Annotated in this window: 19 protein-coding genes; 8 read left to right on the top strand and 11 right to left on the bottom strand. The window is 36.2% G+C overall.

Annotated elements, in window-relative coordinates; genetic code table 11:
- Positions 1-6: 6 nt before the first annotated feature.
- The 9 genes from ACFSTE_RS06140 to ACFSTE_RS06100 form a co-directional block, all read right to left on the bottom strand.
- Positions 7-336 carry a hypothetical protein gene (locus ACFSTE_RS06140; protein WP_176028282.1) on the bottom strand — a complete coding sequence of 110 codons (330 nt, stop codon included), beginning with the start codon at positions 334-336 and terminating at the stop codon, positions 7-9.
- Between the two features lie 63 nt (positions 337-399).
- Positions 400-1152, bottom strand: coding sequence for an SH3 domain-containing protein (locus ACFSTE_RS06135; RefSeq protein ID WP_176028281.1), 753 nt, complete (start codon positions 1150-1152; stop codon positions 400-402).
- Between the two features lie 14 nt (positions 1153-1166).
- Positions 1167-2936 (bottom strand): BatD family protein, encoded by a 1770-nt coding sequence (locus ACFSTE_RS06130; RefSeq protein WP_378257604.1) that lies wholly within the window; start codon positions 2934-2936, stop codon positions 1167-1169.
- Between the two features lie 158 nt (positions 2937-3094).
- On the bottom strand, positions 3095-3976 hold the full coding sequence (locus ACFSTE_RS06125; protein WP_378257606.1) for a tetratricopeptide repeat protein: 882 nt from the start codon (positions 3974-3976) through the stop codon (positions 3095-3097).
- A 37-nt stretch (positions 3977-4013) separates the two neighbouring features.
- Complete coding sequence (locus tag ACFSTE_RS06120) at positions 4014-5048, bottom strand: VWA domain-containing protein (RefSeq protein WP_378257608.1); 1035 nt, start codon at positions 5046-5048, stop codon at positions 4014-4016.
- Positions 5049-5172: 124 nt separating this feature from the next.
- Positions 5173-6177, bottom strand: coding sequence for a vWA domain-containing protein (locus tag ACFSTE_RS06115; protein ID WP_176028277.1), 1005 nt, complete (start codon positions 6175-6177; stop codon positions 5173-5175).
- A gap of 2 nt (positions 6178-6179) precedes the next feature.
- Positions 6180-7832: a DUF4381 domain-containing protein gene (locus tag ACFSTE_RS06110; protein ID WP_378257611.1), complete on the bottom strand. Its 1653-nt coding sequence runs from the start codon at positions 7830-7832 to the stop codon at positions 6180-6182.
- A 6-nt stretch (positions 7833-7838) separates the two neighbouring features.
- Entirely contained in the window at positions 7839-8705 is an 867-nt protein-coding gene (locus ACFSTE_RS06105; protein WP_176028275.1) for a DUF58 domain-containing protein, read from the bottom strand.
- A 71-nt stretch (positions 8706-8776) separates the two neighbouring features.
- Positions 8777-9778 carry an AAA family ATPase gene (locus ACFSTE_RS06100; protein ID WP_176028274.1) on the bottom strand — a complete coding sequence of 334 codons (1002 nt, stop codon included), beginning with the start codon at positions 9776-9778 and terminating at the stop codon, positions 8777-8779.
- A 325-nt stretch (positions 9779-10103) separates the two neighbouring features.
- Here ACFSTE_RS06100 and ACFSTE_RS06095 point away from each other — a divergent pair, with 325 nt between their 5' ends.
- The 4 genes from ACFSTE_RS06095 to speD all read left to right on the top strand — a co-directional run bounded on the left by ACFSTE_RS06095 (position 10104) and on the right by speD (position 13074).
- Entirely contained in the window at positions 10104-10859 is a 756-nt protein-coding gene (locus ACFSTE_RS06095; RefSeq protein ID WP_176028273.1) for an SDR family NAD(P)-dependent oxidoreductase, read from the top strand.
- Between the two features lie 83 nt (positions 10860-10942).
- Positions 10943-12079 carry an ATP-binding protein gene (locus tag ACFSTE_RS06090; protein ID WP_176028272.1) on the top strand — a complete coding sequence of 379 codons (1137 nt, stop codon included), beginning with the start codon at positions 10943-10945 and terminating at the stop codon, positions 12077-12079.
- Between the two features lie 53 nt (positions 12080-12132).
- Positions 12133-12669 carry a hypothetical protein gene (locus ACFSTE_RS06085; protein ID WP_176028271.1) on the top strand — a complete coding sequence of 179 codons (537 nt, stop codon included), beginning with the start codon at positions 12133-12135 and terminating at the stop codon, positions 12667-12669.
- Positions 12670-12702: 33 nt separating this feature from the next.
- Positions 12703-13074 (top strand): adenosylmethionine decarboxylase, encoded by a 372-nt coding sequence (gene speD / locus ACFSTE_RS06080; RefSeq protein ID WP_176028270.1) that lies wholly within the window; start codon positions 12703-12705, stop codon positions 13072-13074.
- A gap of 37 nt (positions 13075-13111) precedes the next feature.
- Here the strand turns inward: speD and ACFSTE_RS06075 are convergent, their stop codons facing one another.
- The gene (locus ACFSTE_RS06075) at positions 13112-14293 is read right to left on the bottom strand and encodes a glutathionylspermidine synthase family protein (RefSeq protein WP_378257615.1); all 1182 of its coding nucleotides are present in this window, start codon (positions 14291-14293) and stop codon (positions 13112-13114) included.
- On the bottom strand, positions 14256-14819 hold the full coding sequence (locus ACFSTE_RS06070) for a hypothetical protein (protein WP_176028268.1): 564 nt from the start codon (positions 14817-14819) through the stop codon (positions 14256-14258). The genes ACFSTE_RS06075 and ACFSTE_RS06070 overlap by 38 nt, the downstream gene beginning before the upstream one ends.
- A 50-nt stretch (positions 14820-14869) precedes the next feature.
- Between ACFSTE_RS06070 and ACFSTE_RS06065 the strand changes: the two genes are divergently transcribed.
- From ACFSTE_RS06065 to ACFSTE_RS06050, 4 genes are all read left to right on the top strand, one after another.
- Positions 14870-16390 (top strand): polyamine aminopropyltransferase, encoded by a 1521-nt coding sequence (locus ACFSTE_RS06065; protein ID WP_378257617.1) that lies wholly within the window; start codon positions 14870-14872, stop codon positions 16388-16390.
- A 9-nt stretch (positions 16391-16399) separates the two neighbouring features.
- The gene (locus ACFSTE_RS06060; RefSeq protein ID WP_176028266.1) at positions 16400-17128 is read left to right on the top strand and encodes a metallophosphoesterase; all 729 of its coding nucleotides are present in this window, start codon (positions 16400-16402) and stop codon (positions 17126-17128) included.
- Positions 17129-17229: 101 nt separating this feature from the next.
- Positions 17230-18375, top strand: coding sequence for an SPFH domain-containing protein (locus ACFSTE_RS06055; RefSeq protein ID WP_176028265.1), 1146 nt, complete (start codon positions 17230-17232; stop codon positions 18373-18375).
- Between the two features lie 57 nt (positions 18376-18432).
- Positions 18433-19533, top strand: a complete 1101-nt coding sequence (locus tag ACFSTE_RS06050; RefSeq protein WP_378257619.1) for a DNA helicase PriA — start codon at positions 18433-18435, stop codon at positions 19531-19533.
- Positions 19534-19624: the final 91 nt, after the last annotated feature.

Below are 19624 nucleotides of genomic sequence, written 5' to 3'. Positions count from 1 at the left end.
ATTGTATCAAATGGTCTCCGGAGGAGGGGTGGTAAATTCCAGAAAGACGACCGAATTAAGAAATCGTTGTTGTGGGTAAACCTCTATAAGCAAATTGCATAAAGCCATGCTACTCATATCAAAAAATTGAGAGATTTTTCCTTTTTGATCGACACTTTCCTTTTCTTTTCCTTCTTTTTCTTTGGGGTCAGTATTTTCTTCTGAATCAATAAGGCTATAGGTTATTTCATCATGGCACATGAAAACGTTCACCAGCTCCAATCCATAGTTAGAGAGGCTAAGAATAAAACCAAACACGATTAATACTTTCGCTATTTGTCTTTTTCTTGCGAACATTATTGCAATTTTATGTAAATATACTAACACTTGTTCAAGGAATTGTTAAATCCTCTTTAAAATTCATAATTCTTTTAGATTATCAGCCGGCATCCATCCTATTTTACCGTCTGTTAGTCTTATTTTCTTCCAATCATTCACTGTTTCAAGCACTTTCACCTTGGTTCCTTCATGTAGCTCGAAGACTCTTTCGCTCTTCAAATTTGGTTCACTTTTTACCTCAGCCTCTGATGAAAAAATAACCGCAAATTGATTTTCTGTTACATAATCATACTGTCTAAAGGCCATAAAAACAGCCCAAAATCCTATAAAGAACATTGCCCACGCCCCTATAAAGAAAAACCTTTTTCTCATAGCGATCGTTGCTGAACTATACAAAAAGAATAAAACAACAAACAAAATAATTCCTATTACAGAAATCCATGCCCACCCATCAAAAGTAAACAGGTTCGTTACAGATTTTATTACTTTCGTAATTACTCCTTCTGGCATACTGTCTATCTTATCGATGGTTGCCTTTTGTGCAAAAGCAAGGTTATTCAATACATCGCTATCACTAGGATCTAGTTTTAATGCTTTTTCATAATAATAGATACTCGGTCCGATATTACTCAATTTATAATGCGCATTTGCTAAATTATAATACAAAGCAACTGACTCTTCCTGTTTCTGATCAATTACCTTCATATACATATTAATTGCCTCCTGATATTTCTCAGAGGTATATAATGCATTTGCCTGTTCAAGAAACGTTTGACCTTGCGCTGTTACTATCGCTGAACATAATAAAACTATGATATAAATTATTCTCTTCATTTTTCAGCTTTGTTTTATAATCGTTTATCCATTGCTGCAATCACTCTTGATGCCTTGTCGTAATCTTGTTGCATTGCCGAACCAGAAGAAGGTGTGTACCTCGCAAATTCGCAACTCTCTAATAACGCTATAAACTCAATAGAAGTTGCCTCATCCACATTCTTTTCTTTTAGTAAGCGCTGAATACGTTCTTTACTCATATCACTTGTCTGAATGGACAATTTTGCTTTCAGGTAATTATGCAATGCTTTTTCCATGGCAATATAAAATGCCTTTTGGTCTCCTAGATTTTTCTTCGCCTCAGACAGGTATTTTCTCGCCAGCTTATCAGCTTTTCTCACTCTGTTTCCTTTGACATCACTTTTTCTTTCCTCCCGTTTCTTCCCTAGAAAAAGAAATACTGGAATAGCTAATAAAGGGAGTGTCAGGGCTAACCAATACGGGGTAGATTTAAAGAAATATTTTTTTTCAACCAGTGTCAAAGTCGTATCTGTTTTTATAAATCGAAATTGATTTCCCACCTGGGTTACCACTTTTTTAAACGTCTCATTTGATTCATCATTTCCTTCAACTTCAGTATTCCCCTCTGGTCCTTTATTAACATTTATTATAATCTCATCTGAAGTAATTCTTTTATAACTTTCTGTCTTTAGATCAAAATAACTAAACGACAAAGAAGGCAAAGGATACTTCCCTTTATATTGCGGTACCAACGTATACGTATCGGATATCGTTCCTGCCATTCCTGACAGATTTGTACGCACACGTTCATTATGCTCTGGTTCGTACTTCTCTAATCCATTAGGCACTGATAAAGTAGGTATGTCAAATAATTTCAGATTCCCATTCCCAAAAACAGACACTCTAGCTTCTAGCGATTCTGTAGCGCTCAGGACTTTCTTGTTTACTTTCACATCAAATTCAAAAGTACCAACCGCCCCGGTAAAGTCATCTGGACGCCCTTGTTCTGGCAAAGGTTTTACGCGTATGGTTCTGTTTCCTGCAGCTACCCTTTTATCGATAGATGTATACAATCTACCTCCAAAAAAATCGCGTCTATTTGTTGGCACATCTACCGTTACAGAAAGCGTTAACGGTTCTATATTCAGTTTTCCTGTCTTTTGTGGATATAACACTGTTTTCCTCAAAACTACATAGCGATAAGGTTCTCCATTATACTCTCCATTTCTTACTTTGAGTTGTTTCATATCGATAGCCTGACTCCAAAAATCACTGTATTTGGGACTATCTAATTCTTTCCAGTTACTCACATTAATCCGGGGACTCACATAAAGTTTGTACTCTACAGTAATTGCTTCATTCAGATAAGGAGTTGATTTGGATACTTCTGCTACCAAATGCAAGTTCTCACTAGCAATAACATCCGAACTATTCCCATCCTTAGGCTTATCAACTGATGCTGTAACTTCTACTTTTACAGGTAGTGTTTTATAGGTTTCTCCATTGATCTCTATAGTTGCTTGCTTAATAGTAAATTTCCCACGACGTGTTGGCGACAAATAGTAGCTGAATGATTTCGAATAGCTACGTTTTCCATTTACCCAGGTATTACTAATCGATTGGTTAGGACCTCCTATCACCTGAAAACCTGAAAAATTAGGGGGTGTAAAATTATCTCCATCCTGATTCATTTCAAAATCCACCCGCAACCGCTCATTCATCCCGAGTTTTTCCTTACTCACTTTGGCTTCAAATTTGACCTGAGCCTCTACCGCTTGTATCAGCGTTAAAAATAGCGTTAGAAAAATTAATTGTAATTTCATTTGTTCTTATAGCATTTCTTTCTACAGACTGTTCTTTGCATTGCTTTACTCACTAAGTGAGGTGTAACTGCTCCGACATGTATGCCGAAATATTTTATGGTAGTTTCCTTTGAGTGCCTCATGTGCTTGTCCCCGAGGCAGTTGATTATCTCATAAAATCACCAGTCTTTTTCTGTTTTTACTTTTGCGCCTTTGGCTTTTTTAGCATTTATTTTATCCTGGACTTTTTTCTCCTGATTATTCATTGCTTCTAATAAGCTTTTTACCTGCTGAGGAGAAAGCTTTCCTTGCATTTGCTTCGGTTTTCCCTGTTCTGGTTTTTGATCCTTCTTCTCTTTATCTCCTTCTTTTCCTTTATCTTTTTTATCATCTTTATCTTTAGGATCTCCCTGATCATCTTTTTCATCCTTTCCTTTTTTATCTTTCTCATCTCCCTTATCTCCTTTATTCTCCTTCTCATCGCCTCCTTCTTTCTTGTCTTTATTCTGATCTTTATCTTTCTGATCCTTGTCCTTTTGATCTTTATCTTTATTGTCTTTGTTATCTTTGTTGTCTTTATTATCCTTATTCTGTTTATTTTTCTTTTGTTCCTTTTCTAATTTCTTTTTGGCCAAAGCAAGGTTATAACGCGTCTCTTCATCTTTTGGGTTATTTCTCAACGCATTCTTATACGCTTCTACCGCTTCTTTGTATTTTTTTTGCTCCATGAACACATTTCCTTGATTGTGGAAAGCTTTGTGTTTTTCTGCTTTGGTTGTGGCCACCTTGACCATGTCGCTATATCGCTTTGTCGCTTCGTCAAACTTACTGGAGTTGTAATATGCATTTGCTAAATTATACTTTGCCGTAGCATCTGCCGGGTTTACTGCAATTGCTTTTCTATATTCTCCTTCTGCTTTTGGGAAATTCCCATCTTTAACCAATACTTCATTAGCATTTGCTACAAAACGCGTCCCTTCTTCTTCTATTTTTTGTCTCTCTTCTTGTCCAAACCCTACAATTGTTTGTAGAATAAATAAGAGTATTATTTTCGTCTTCATCTGCTTATTTTATGTTAGCACTTGTTCTCTACTAATACTATCGCTCATTAAACAAGTTTAATTTCTTTAACCAGGCTGTTTTTCTTTCTAATAAAAAAACATCTAAAATTAATAAAAATAGGGCGATCCCCAGAAACCATTGGAACTGATCTTTGAAGTCTGCATATTGTTTGGTTTCAAACTCTTTTTTATCCATATTATGTAATAGAGATGTTACTTTTTCAATTACCTTATTCGTACTTCTCCCATCGATGTACTCCCCATTTGCCTGATCGGCAATCTCCTGCAAGGTATTTTTATCCAGTCTGGTGATTACCGTTTCTCCCTGATTGTTCTTTTTATAGTTCTGAACTACCCCATTTCTCTTAATAGGAATAGGGCCTCCTTTTGCTGATCCAACCCCAATGGTAAAAATACGAATTCCTTCTGCTGCTGCATCTTTAGCTATCGCTCCTACATTTCCTTCATGATCTTCTCCATCACTAATAATAAATAACACCCTATTTGTTTGCTCTTCATCATTATAATATGTTTTTGCCAGTTGTATTGCTTCATTAATAGCCGTTCCCTGTGATGATAAAATATCCGTATTCATTGACTGCAAAAACATTTTTGCAGAAGCATAATCTGTAGTAATGGGTAACTGAGGAAATGCACTTCCTGCATAAGCTATAATTCCTACCCGATCGCTCGCCAGATTATTCACGATTTGAGTTACTAGCTGCTTTGCCTTATCCAATCGGTTAGGAGCGATATCCTCTGCCAACATACTTTTAGAAACATCAATAGCAAATACAACATCCACCCCTTCTCTTTTTACAGTTTCTAGTTTGGTTCCCATCTTAGGATTAACCAACCCTATAATCATAAAAGCAATTGCCAGACAAGCAACAGTTACTTTGAGAATAGACTTCAGTACAGATTGATCCGGACTTAATCTTTTTAGCAAATGTTTCTCTGCAAATTTTTTCTGAGTGGTATTCTTCCAAACTAATACTCCTACAAACAGAAGTACAATGATGGGAATCACCAACAACAGCCAAAAATATATCTTTTCTTCCAGTACATACATAACTTACTATTCCTAATATTGTACTCACCAAGTGAGCTATTACTATTTTGAGGTGTGCCCTCAAAATCAAAAATTATTTCAAAATACTCCCCTAAGACTTCTATTGAGGTTCTTTTTTTGTTTATCAGACAAAACTTCTAAAAACCGTATACCTCAACAAGATCTCCAACAACAAAAACAAACCAGCAAGCAAAACTAACATTCTGAATTTTTCTTCATAGTTATAGAATTTAAATTCCTCTATATCGGTTTTTTCTAGTTTGTCTATTTCCTGATATATTTCTTTTAGTTTTGAATTATTAGTTGCTCTAAAATATTTTCCTTTGGTCACCTTTGCTATTTCCTTTAATAGCTTTTCGTCTATTTCTACTTGTACATTTCCATATTGAAACGAGCCATTAGGGCGTATTGCTACTGGAGCCAATGCCATTCCATTGGTACCTATTCCTATTGTATATGTTTTTATTCCATATTCTACTGCAAGTTCCGAGGCTATCTTAGGGTCAATAAATCCTGAGTTATTAGAACCATCCGTAAGCAAAATAACCACTTTGCTTTTTGCCTTACTATCTTTTAATCTATTAACAGCTGTTGCCAGCCCCATTCCAATAGCTGTTCCATTCTCCAGAACATTGTTATACCTAATATCCTTAAGCGCTCCTAAAACAATAGTCTTATCGCTAGTAATCGGAGTTTTGGTATAACTCTCTCCTGCATATACTACTAATCCAATACGATCACTTGGGCGACCTTTTATAAAATCAGCAGCTACCTTTTTTAAAGCTTCTAAACGATTAGGTCGCAAATCCTTTGCCAACATACTACCAGATACATCTATTGCCATCACAATATCAATTCCTTTTGTAGTTTTAGTTCTCGAAGAAACATCTACCGTTCTTGGGCGTGCCAATGCAATGATCAGCAATGCCAGAGAAAGTATTCTAAGTAAAAACAACACTGGCTTTATTTTAGCTAATACAGAGGTTTCTGCTTTGAATCCTTTGACACTGGAAATTTTCAGTACCGCCTGTTGTTTATTTCTTTTCCAAAAATACCAGGCAATTACCCCTGGCAGCAATAAAAACAACCAAAAAAACTGTGGGTTCTCGAATGTGAAATTTTCAAACATAATTATTTGGTGCTTTTTAATTCTACAGAGTTTACTATTCGGTCGGCTACCTCCTTCGCATATCGGTCCTCCTGATTATAAACTACTGTTATCTGCTGAAACCCTCCTCCTTCTGCAAAGTTTAGCATAACATATTCTTTCTTTAGCGTTTCTTTTAATACCGGATTCTCTACCTCCAATGTTCCGAAAATCTTAATTCCTTCTGCTCCTGCCAATGTCTTGTATTCGTCATCTTTAACGGTAATGTTTTTTGCTCCCTGAGCTTCAAAAGAACCTACAACTCCTTCTACTGCTTTTTTCAGATCAACTTCTGTATCCTTCTTGAACTTTACTCCAGAAATGACGATATAAAAGTTATCCAACAAACTTCCATAAGTAAAACTCTCATTCCCTTTCAGGATCTGTTTTTGCTCTTCTGTCAACTGATATGTGTTTCTGATCAATACTTCTGGAGTAGAAATAGTTACAGCTGGCGCTCCATATTCACTTGTTATCCACTGTTTTTCTGCCAATTCTTTGGTTGGATGCCCGAATATATCATCTTTAAGTACTCCAAAACCTCTTACTAATCCCAATACGACAATCATGATTGTTACCAATGCTACTGTAGCAACACTACCGATGACAATATTTTTATTCCGTTGTTTTATCGCTACTTGTTGACGATATGTTTCATCTGCTAACAGTTCTTCTTCGGTTGGTTCTGGAATAGCCTCCTTAGTCTTATGAATGATTTGCTCAATCACTGTTCGGTCAGCTTTGGCAATCCCTAAATCTGGTTTTGATTTTGCAAACTTAGCCATATCTGCTGTTTTCAAAACGTTTTCCAACTCCTTTACTGTTTCGATATCCAGTGTCAAACTCCCGGAAGCAATCTCTGATTCTAATCGTGTAATCAGCTCATCCGTTGTACTCTCCATCGCATGATCATATATCTCTTCATCTATATATTTTCTCGCGGTATCACTCAACTTAGAATAATATTCTTTATGAGAATCCTTTGCTAATAATCCCGATTGATCAATCTCCTGAAGGGTTTGAATAGCTCTCTCATAGGGTGGTAATTCTTTTTCTTTTGCGATCTTCTTCTTGCGTTTTCTCAGTAACAAAAATACTATAACAGCTATCAGCAGTACCCCTCCTATAATCATCAAAACCACTGGTAATATCCCGGAATATTCTGCTTTAGATTCTACCTCAACCAAAGGTTTGATCGCATACATTTTTTGCTTAGTAGTATCTACCGGTACATCACGCACTTCAACCTTTAAGGAATCTGTCAGTATTATTTTATCCCCTAACCGAATGTGCTGTTGAGGAATCGTATAATGACCAGAATCAAATTGAGTCAAACCATATTCTTTCAATAACTGTAACTTTCCATCTTTCTTTGTGCTGTCTATCGCATATGATTCAATAACTTCTAAAGGAGAAAAAGTAGCTCCTTCAGGAAACACTACTACTGCTGTTGTATCTACCTCTACCTTAAGAGTATACTTCAACTCTTCACCTATTTTTATAGAAGTTGCATTGATACTTGTTTTTACCTGCCCATAACTTTGATGCTTTCCCAGCCCCAATAAAAAGACAACTAAAGCGAGTATCAGGTAGCTTTTATTGTATGTATCTTCTGTTTTTTTCCGTATCTGCATCATGTTTAACTACCCTCTACGTTTAAAATATCCTAATAATTTTTTCACATAACTCTCATCCACCCTAGTACTTAATGAGCCCGATCCACTTCTGGTAAAACTATCTTTAAAATACGCTGTCTTTTCTGCATAAAAAGCGGCATAATTACGTCTTACCTTCTTAGAACTGGTATTCACCAAAACACTTTCTCCGGTTTCCTCATCTTCCATCTGTACCAATCCGAGATTCGGAATTTCTTCTTCTCTTTGATCATACACTCTGATACCAGTCACATCATGTCGTTTCCCTACTATTTTTAGCGTTTGCTGATATTCATCTGCTATAAAATCAGAAAGCATAAAAACAATCGCTTTTTTCTTCATAACACTAGACAAAAACTTGAGTGCTTCCGTGATATTTGTTTGTTTACTTTTCGGTTCGAATTCAAGTAATTCTCTTATAATCCTCAATACATGAGATCTTCCTTTTTTAGGGGGAATAAAGAGTTCTATTTCATCCGTAAATAGAATAAGTCCGATTTTATCATTGTTTTGAGTTGCAGAAAAAGCAAGTGTTGCCGCTATTTCTGTGATGATTTCTTTTTTGAACTGCTGTTTTGTACCAAACAACTGAGAACCTGAAGCGTCTACCATTAACATCATGGTTAGCTCTCTTTCTTCTTCAAAAACTTTTACATATGGTTCGTTATAACGAGCGGTTACATTCCAGTCAATATTCCGTACATCATCTCCAAACTGGTATTGACGAACCTCACTAAACGTCATCCCTCTACCTTTGAAAGTAGAGTGGTATTCTCCTCCAAAGATATGATCACTAAGACGACGTGTCTTTATTTCTATTTTTCGTACTTTTTTTAGTAGCTCTTTCGTATCCATAATCTTGTTTCAGCAGGTGCTCATGTAATTGTATGTTCTATACAGGGTTCTAACAGTTTGACAACTGTTCTCTATGGCACTTCGATCTCGTTGACAATCTTATTGATAATATCTACTGAAGTTACATTTTCTGCTTCTGCTTCATAAGTAATTCCAATTCGATGTCTTAATACATCATGTACAATAGCTCTCACATCTTCAGGAATTACATATCCTCTTCTCTTAATAAAGGCGTAGCATTTTGCTGCAGTTGCCAAATTGATACTCCCTCTCGGAGAAGCTCCGAAACCGATTAATGGTTTTAGGTTTTCCAGTCCATAACGTTCTGGATATCTCGTTGCAAAAATGATATCGAGAATGTATTTCTCGATTTTCTCATCCATATACACTTCCTTCACAGCTTGTTGTGCCTTAAGGATTTGTTCTAAGGAAACCACTGGATTTACAGTATCAAAAGATCCCTTAAGATTTGCTCGTACAATCAGTTGCTCTTCCTCTAATTTAGGGTAGTCTATAACTGTTTTCAGCATAAAACGATCGACTTGTGCTTCTGGTAGCGGGTATGTTCCTTCCTGTTCTACCGGGTTTTGAGTAGCCATTACCAAAAATGGCTTATCTAACACAAAAGTTTCATCTCCGATTGTCACTTGTTTTTCCTGCATTGCTTCCAGTAAGGCACTTTGCACTTTGGCAGGAGCCCTGTTAATCTCATCCGCTAAAACAAAATTAGCAAAAATTGGTCCTTTCTTGATCGAGAAATCATTCTCTTTCATATTATAAATCAAGGTTCCTATTACATCTGCCGGTAATAAATCCGGAGTAAACTGAATTCGGCTAAAATCTCCATGTACTGCTTTGGACAACGTATTAATCGCCAGGGTTTTTGCTAAACCAGGAACCCCTTCCAATAGAATGTGACCTTGTCCTAACAACCCTATCAGTAATCGTTCGACCATGTGTTTCTGACCTACGATCACTTTATTCATTTCCATAGTTAACAAGTCTACAAAAGCAGATTCCTGTTGTATCTTTTCATTTATTGAGGTAATATCAATAGAACTGTTTTCTTCCATCTATTTTTATTTTTAAAGCCGTGAATTTAATATTCCTATACAAACATTGCAAATCGTCCAAATATTTTTCGTTTAACTTACCAGATGAGATTTGCTTCTCCTCAACTATCCTAATTTTAAAAGTTTCTTTCAAACAGCTACTTTATAAATCAACTACAAAATAGCCTGCTAAAATCATTACGCAAAACAATTTCTATTAAACTCTTTTTTTGCATTATATTTAAAGAAAAATTTGACATAGCGATTTTCATCGCCTTCTGCAATGGTATATCCCAAAGACGAAACTCACTTTGTAATGTTGCAGGATTGAAAAAAACAAAAAACTATGAAAACGGCATTCATTACTGGTGCGACAAGTGGTATCGGAAAATCTACTGCAATTGAACTTGCTAAACACCAAATAAATCTCATTTTATGTGGAAGAAGAAAAGAACGATTACTCGCATTAAAGGAAGAATTAGAAAAACAGGTGCAAGTACACATCTTAGCTTTTGATATCAGAGACCGGGAAGAAACATTAAAACAAATCGATTCACTTCCTGATAATTTTAAAAACATTGATATTCTAATCAACAATGCTGGAAATGCACATGGGCTCGATCCAATTCAAGAAGGGAATATTGATGACTGGGATGCTATGATTGATATTAATGTAAAGGGATTACTGTATGTTTCTAAAGCAATTATTCCAGGAATGGTCAGCCGTCAATCAGGGCACATCATTAACATTGGATCTATTGCTGCTAAAAGTGTATATCCTAATGGAGGAGTATATTGTGCTAGTAAATCTGCTGTGGATGCCATCAATACAGGAATGCGAATAGACCTCAATAAGCACGGTATCAGAGTTGGGGCAATACATCCCGGATTGGTCGCTACTGAATTCAGTGAAGTTCGCTTTAAAGGAGATCAACAAAAAGCAATACCTGTTTATGAAGGATACACTCCATTATCTGCAGAAGATATTGCCGATATTATAGCTTTTGTTGTAACTCGACCTTATCATGTCAATATTGCTGACCTGGTTGTATATCCTACCGCCCAGGCAACAGCCTCTATTATTAATAAGACTTCTGTCTGATATCACCCGACACACAGATCATTAATCAAAAAATACTGAGTCCAACCAAGAAGCATTAACCTCTACTAAAAAACATTTTTATTGTGATTAACAAACGTCTTCTTATTAAAAATTTATTGGCTCATAATGATGAAAATAGTTTTTATGACAAAAAACGAAAACTAAACTTGTCTGAAAAGGAAGGAAAAGCCAAGTTTCTGAAACACATTTGCGCTTTGGCTAATTCTAACCCAGAAAACAATTCCTATATCGTTATCGGAGTTGAAGATGACGACAACAGAATTGTTGGAGTAGATTTTTTTGATGACAGTAAAATTCAAAATCTGGTAAATGCCTATCTGGACAACCCCCCTCTGGTTGCTTATGAAAATATCCATTTCCCTCATTTACCCAGTGATAAAGTTGTCGGTCTTGTTTCTATTCGTGCCATCAAGAACAAGATCTGTTCTTTGAGAAAAAATATTTGGAAATACTATGGAGGCAGTGTCTTCTTTAGAGAAGGTAGCATGAGTATGCCTAAGGTTTTTGACATAGAGCTAAAAGACACCAACTCCACAGTTGTAGAAGCAATAGAAAGCCATGCACGTAATAACATCAAACTTACACTAGATGGAGTCTTTGATTTTATGAGCTCCAGAAAAGACTACAACCCTAACTACAAGGTATTTAAGGAGTATTTTGTTATTTGCTGGGCTGGTAAGGAGAAGCAAACCAAAGAAGATACTTATTATTCCCGTGTAGATATCGCTCTTATCAATGAACAGGTAAAATTGTTCTACTCTCAGTTTGATGAGGTAAGTATCTATATTTCGGATGAAAAATTCAAAATTATCGAGTATGTACAACTCGGACTTAACAACTCTTATAAGTATTACCCCCTGGAGGAGGTTACTATTTCTTTTAAAAACAATGCCAGCTATGATATAGAGAATAAGCTTTTATTCAAGCCTCCAAAATTCAACAGAAAAACCTTATATCATTTTTACAACAACAACAATGCAATTCTGGAAAAGCTGAAAAACAAGGTTCCATTATCCCCGCAAGAAGAAAAAGACCTGTTTGCGCTACCTGGAACCTATCTTATTTGTTATTTTAATGAGTTCAAAGAAGCAAAAGAAAAACTGGAAGGTGCTAAACCATACATAAAATTGTACAGTACAGAGGTCTATCAATTGTACAAAGAATCCATTCGTATTTTAAGAAAAGTAAGATATAGCTGATTCTTTATTATTTTCGTTATATTAGCCTCAGTTTACTAAGCCCAATCCCAATTATGAAAAAAATATTTCTTCTTGTATTTATTAGTTTTCTTGCGCTATCATGCAGCAACAATGTAGATTTAGCTATTGACAATCCTACTAACCTTCCTGTAGAGGTAAAAATAGACACTTTACTTGTTGAAGTCCCTGCCAAAGAAGTTGTCTGGGTAGAAATGGGAAAAGGGGAACATACGGTTACTCTGGCTAATGATAGTATTATTACTCACAACTTTACAGAACGTCTGTATATGGTGAACCCTACAGAAACGAGATACCTTCTCAGTGAACAATATTATGGAAGTCCTGCATTTCAAAATAGTTACATCAGCACACTTCCTTCTAAAAAAATCACTTATTTAGGAACAGAGATAGAAGGAAATTACGATGTAATAAGCAATGTAATTACAAAAGTATCCTGGGATTACGGCCCTAGAGAATCGCTTCCGGAAATGGTACAGGTTGACAGTGATGAACAATACACGCTTTTATTAAAACTAAGTGACCCTTATGAATTGATGGAGCAAATACAAAGCTCCAGAGGAGAAGAATAACAGAACTAATAATTTAATTCTTACATAAGATTTATGCCTCATTTAGGCTTACATTGTACATGGGATGTGTATACTAACGACACCCAAAAACTTTCTTACGTTCCGTATATCAGAGAAGTACTTCATAAGGTAGTAGACGAACTAGGACTTTCCAAAGTTCAGGAAGCATTTAAGCAGTTTGATCCTATTGGAGTTACCGGGTTTATATTATTAGAGGAAAGTCATATCAGCATCCATACATGGCCAGAACATAGCTATGCTGCTATCGATGTGTTTTCCTGCAAAGATTTTGACGTAACCTTAGTCAAGAACATGCTTGCTGATTTATTACATTCTGATACGATTGAAATCCACGAGCTAAAAAGGGGAAATATTAGTCAAAGTGGAGCTTCAAATGCCTCTTAATACAGCAGAAAGCCGCCTATAAATCCTCTTAAAAACATTACCAGATAAAATGTGACATAAACTCACAATCATCTGTAATAATGGGACTCTCTTGTGTTCTAAAGTTTATTGCAGAGGGCTTCTGGGTATACACAACTCCTGTCTGATAATAGTACTCTTCTTTGTCTTTTACCAAAGGATAAAATCGTTGGTACACTCTGGACTGCTGACCATAATCTCCTTTAGAATGTATTTCTTTTCCTCTGGAAAGGGTAACATTCTCCCCCAACCGTCCATATATAGGTTTAGACACATAGTCTCTTCCTTGCAGTTTTTCTTCTGTCAGATATGTTTCTGCAATCACCTGATTCGGAAAATGCTCTGTAATATACGCCAGGAATTTTTTGTTTTGCCAAATAGCTGTATATGCAGGATTTAACACCACACATAACTCTTTTTGAACAATGGTTGCCAATGTTTTTGCTAATTCCGGTTCCTCAGTAAACATCCAGTCCCAAGGCACAATTTTAAACCATACATCTACGGGTTGATATTCTCCTCCAACTTCGTAAAAAACTCCTTCTTCTTCAGAAAAAACAACCTGCTCCAGATCACAATAGAAAGGCTCATACCCCGCCTTATAAGCTGCACCCATTACACAATTGGCATTCAATATATCTTCTTTATATCCGAATGTAGAAGCCAGAAAAACTGGTTTTTCATGAGACATGGAACTGCGTAAGTTTTTCAGCGATTCGGTAATATCTCTTTCCAGTGTATTATACTGCCTAAACTGGTTTCCTAGTTTTTCTAATTGTAAGGGTTGCCAAAAAATAGTTTCTGGTAATGTGCTACAGGTATCTGCATTAAACTCAATAACCTTCGCTCTTGTATTATTGAATCCGGCATTAAGATCAAAGCGCCCGTATAAAAAGGCATGCTTCTTACGATTGTTCCAGCTATGCACAATACACTCTTTAAAAAAAGATGGGATTTGTAGTTTTTCCAAAGCATCATTGGCAATAATATGCGCTGTCGCTTTTTCAAACAATTGGTATGCTTCTTCAGCTGCTTTTGTAAATTGATGTATCTCAGAGGGATAAACCCCTAACAACTCTTCTGAAAAATAATCCTCCTTCAAATACCAATGTAATTGATGAGGAACATGTTTCTTTTTTAATCGCTTAATTTCCTTAAAACGACTATCCTCCAAAGGATCTAAAAGATTTTCCTTTACCATATCCTGTTGATGAACTTCCCGGAACACGAACCCTACGTGTAGTCGCAGAACTTTTTAAATCATTTTTTAACCCAGTTGACTTTTCATAAGCACCAGGTGTTTTATAATTATTCGCATTCGGAGATACACTTCCTAAATTTCTGTTAAAAAAAGAACCTGCTAATGAATACAGTAAAATACTTCTCAAACCAGAATGTCTATAGCTTCCATTAGAACTGCTCTCGTCTTTCATTGTACGAAGCGACAATGTATCAGTAGTTCCTTCTAATGTATGAACAATTGCTATTGACTTTTCTTTTTCATCAATAATACGTTCATCAATAATCTTATATTCATTACCTGGTTCTACCTCTTCTACTTCTGTAACAACACCTTTAGTAGACTCGTACACTGTTTTTTCTACAGAGTCCTTAATTCTTGGAGAACCATCTCCTCCACAACTCTGCACTAACAAACTGGTAGAAATAAGACCTGCTGCTACCATTTTTCTGGACAAGACAAAGGCATTTATGGTTTTTTTGTTCATCTTTGAAGTTTAATTGGGTCAGTATATTTCCTCAAACATAGTCAATTTATATGAAAAAAAAAATCCTATTACCCCTAGCCGTATTTATTGCCGGACTATGCTCCATTATTTATGAGCTCCTGATTAGTACGACTGCCACCTATTTTCTAGGGGATGGTGTCCGCCAATTCTCTATTATTATTGGTATTTATCTTTTCTCTATGGGGATTGGAGCTTTTTTATCTAAATATCTAAAAAACCAATCTCTTCAATTCTTTATCCTCATTGAGTATGCACTTGGTTTTATTGGAGGGATCTCCGTTCCTCTTCTCTATTTTCTTTTTGTTAATGTTAATACAACTGTACTACAAATATTGATTTTGTGTATTATTTTCATCATCGGATTATTAACCGGTATGGAAGTTCCTTTACTTACATTTGCCTCCAGCACTAAAAACTTTAAAAGCAATCTCTCTCATGTCTTATCACTAGATTATATAGGAGGTCTGATTGCCACCTTACTATTTCCTTTTATTTTACTTCCTTTTGTTGGTCTTTTTTACTCTTCTATTCTTTTTGGAATTGTCAATATCCTATTGGGATTATTTCTGAATATCACTTTCTTCAAAAAGAAAATAGCAACTACCTTAATTGGAATTTTTGCTCTCCTATTGCTTCTTACTCTTGTGCTCTTTGGAGGGCAGTTATTAAAAATATGGGATCAAAAAATATACAAACATCCCATTGTTCTGAATGTTCAGACACCTTATCAAAAAATAGTACTAACCAAAAAGCAGGAGGATGTTCGGCTCTACCTAAATCGGGTAATTCAGTTTTCTTCTGCAGATGAACATCGATATCATGAAAGCTTAGTTCATATACCCCTTGCCGCACACTCCAGACCTGAAAAAGTACTGATTCTTGGTGGAGGAGAAAATCTGGCAAGCAGGGAGGTATTAAAAAACCCTCTGGTTTCTCAGATTGATGTTGTAGATATCGATAGCACCATGTTTTATCTGGCAAAAACAAACCCGCACCTGACTCATATCAACCAACATGCTGCAACCCACCCAAAAGTAAACCTTATTACTGAAGATGCATTTACGTTTTTATTCACCAACCAGGAACCTTATGATATTATTATAGCCGACCTCCCTGATCCGGTAAATGAAGCAATTGCTCGATTGTACAGCAAGCAGTTTTTTTTAATGGCTAAACGCAACTTAAAGAAAGATGGGGTTTTTGTTACTCAATCCGGTGAAATTTATTTCTCTAACACTGTTTTCAGCTGTATCAACAGAACCTTGAATACTGTATTCCCATTTGTCAAAACATACCATACATATATTCCTTCCTTTGGAGATTGGGGTTTTCATATCGCAGCAAATAACGATATCGACCCAGATCAACTTACCATTACCGATAATTTACAATTTTTAGATACCAAACAAGCTGTTTCCTCGTTTCAAATGCCAAAAGATATTTCTATTGCAGCTACCAAGATCAATACCTTGGACAACCCCATCATATTAGATTATTTTTTGGACGACTGGAATACCTGGAAATCAGATTTTACCACAAACACAAAATAAATCACACAAATGAACAGAACCCTTGTCATCGGTGACATTCACGGTGCACTCAAAGCACTAAAACAAGTAATAGAAAAAGCACAAGTAACTCCAGAAGATACCTTAATTTTTTTAGGGGATTATGTAGATGGGTGGAGTGACAGCACAGCACTCGTTTCTTATTTAATTGAGCTGCAACAAACACATCAATGTATTTTTATTCGGGGAAATCACGACGATCTTTGCTATACTTGGCTGTCAGAAAAACAGTATTTCCCGGAATGGTTACAACACGGAGGAAAAGTAACCATGGATGGATACAACGCACTATCCAAAGAAGAAACCTCCCTACATATTCAATTTTATGAACGCCTGAATAATTATCATATTGATGCTAAGAATCGTTTGTTTTTGCACGCGGGGTTCACAAATCTAAAAGGACCTCACTTGGAATATTTTCCCAAAAATTTTTATTGGGATCGCACTCTTTGGGAAATGGCACTCGCATTAGACCCTAATTTGGACGAGTCTAGTATACATTATCCAAAAAGATTATTACTTTTTGACGAGATCTTTATCGGTCACACTCCTGTAACTCGCATTAATAAAACGATTCCAACTCAGGCTGCCTCTGTTTGGAATATCGACACCGGAGCTGCCTTTAAAGGTCCTTTGACGATCTTAAATGCAGATACCAAAGAATATTGGCAGAGTGACCCTGTTTTTCAACTATATCCAGGTGAAAAAGGAAGAAATTAGTATAGAAAGATCCCCGAAAATCAAAACGGCACACCTCCTACTGTTTTTTTTCGGTTCTATTTCGTAGTTTTAGAAACTAGTATTCATAATTATTGAACATAATGGGAATTTTTGACGAAATAAAGAAAAAATTAAGCCATGAATTTATTGACATTGTAGAGTGGTTAGACAACACCAATAATACAATTGTTCACAGATTCGAGCGCTATCAGAACGAGATAAAAAACGGAGCACAACTTATTGTTCGAGAGGGACAAACTGCTGTTTTTATCAGTGAAGGGCAACTTGCCGATGTATTTACTCCGGGAACATATACACTAAACACACAAAACTTACCCATATTAACAACCATAAAAGGTTGGAAATATGGATTCAACAGCCCGTTTAAAGCCGAAGTATATTTTGTAAATACACGTTTATTTACAGATGAAAAATGGGGAACAAAAAATCCGATTACATTAAACGACGATCGGTTTGGTCTTGTAGAAATCAGGGCTTTTGGTACCTATGCTTTTAAAATCAGTGATGCTGGTAAGTTTATTATTGATGTAGTAGGAACACATCCTAACTTTACTAATTTTGAGATCAATGAACACCTCAAAAGCCTGATCGCTACTCGTTTTACAGATACTATTGGAGAAGCTAATCTTCCGATAGAACTATATGCTGCAAATACGAGCGAATTATCAGAGACTTGCCTGGAAGTGATGCAACCTGAATTTAATCTGGTAGGAATTACTTTAGAGCGATTCTACATAGAAAATGTCTCTATGCCGGAAGAATTAAAGAAAGAAATTTTTGAATATAGTCGTATTGACAAGATTGATCTGGACAGGTTGACCAAATTCAAAACAGCCAAGGCAATCGAAGCTGCTGCTGCAAATGAAGGAGGAACTGCTGGAGCTGGAATGGGAATGGGAATGGGATTTGTACTGGCGCAACAAATGGGCGGAATGATGAACCCTATGGCATCACAAGTACAACAAACTACTCCTCAACAAACTGCTGCCAACCATTCGACTCCTCCTCCAATGCCTGCTCAAACGGTATATCATTATGCATTTAACGGACAACAAGCAGGACCCGTTCCTTTTGAACAATTAAAAATGCTATTTGCTAACCGAACTATTAATAAAGATACACTGATCTGGAAACAAGGAATGGCTAATTGGGCAGCATTAAAAGATATTGAAGAATTAAAAGTATTTTTAGGTGGCAACACACCTCCTCCCTTACCTGGAGCATAAATACATTTTGATTACATTCGCAATCTCCCGGCTGTCAAAAGCCGGGATTTTATACCTATGGAAAAACAAAAAAGAACGATTTCTGAACAAAAGAAGTCCTGTATTAATTGTGGGGCCGAATTAACATACAAGCCTGGTACCCACATGACTACTTGTGATTATTGCGGTCACAAAGAAGAAATCAGCCCTTCAGAAATTGGATTCGAAGAATTAGAGCTTAAGCCATATCTCAATGAAATGGGATCTCAGTCTCACTCAGAAGAGATCACTATGCTTCACTGCAAAAACTGTGGTGCCAATCAACATATAGAAGAGAACTACAAATCCTTGCATTGTGTGTATTGTACAATGCCATTAATTGTAGAAGACACCTATACGGAAGATTGGATATTACCTGGAGCAATTCTCCCTTTTCAGTTCGATCAGAAAAAATCTCATCAGATTTTTATGAATTGGGTAAAAGACTTATGGTTTGCCCCTAATAATCTAAAAAAAGCAGCTTTGGATCCTCAATATACCAAAGGGCTATATCTCCCTTATTGGACTTTTGATGCACAGCTGTATGCCTCCTATACAGGACAGCGTGGAACGTATTATTATGTAACGGTTCCTTACACCACCACTGTAAATGGGAAAACAGTAACCAAAACTCGCAGTGAACGCCGTACAAGATGGTCTTCTACAAAAGGGACTATTACTGGTTTCATCGATGATACACTTATCAGTGCTTCTAATCAACACAGAAATCAAATCCCTGCAAAAATAACCAACTGGAAACTCGACGCCTTAGAACCTTTTAACAGCAGCTTTCTAGCAGGTTTTATTACCGAGAAATACACAATATCACTAAAAGATGGGCACTTACAGTCTAACAAAGAGGCTAAAAAAATCGCAACTTCCTGGGCAAAAAGAGATATTGGAGGAGATGAACAACGAGTACACAACATAAATATGAACTTATCTGAAGAAACATTTAAGCACATTTTATTACCAGTATATGTTAGCTCATATCAGTATAGTGGAACCAAGTACAACTTTTTCATCAATGGACAAACCGGTACAATCTCAGGGAAACGTCCTTATTCCTTTTGGAAGATCTTTTTCTTCGTTTTGTTTATAATACTGGTTATTGGGGTTCTGGTAGTGTTTTTTCAATAAATAAAACATAAAAAAATCACCCCCCATCATTATATCAGGTCTATATAACACAAACCCCTTGTTATAAACGAACAAGAATTTGGAAACATAA

Origin of the sequence: Aquimarina hainanensis, assembly GCF_042684685.1 — a bacterium.
GTDB lineage: Bacteria > Bacteroidota > Bacteroidia > Flavobacteriales > Flavobacteriaceae > Aquimarina > Aquimarina hainanensis.
Note: the sequence above shows the minus strand (reverse complement) of the source record. Positions and strands in the feature narration are given on the sequence as shown.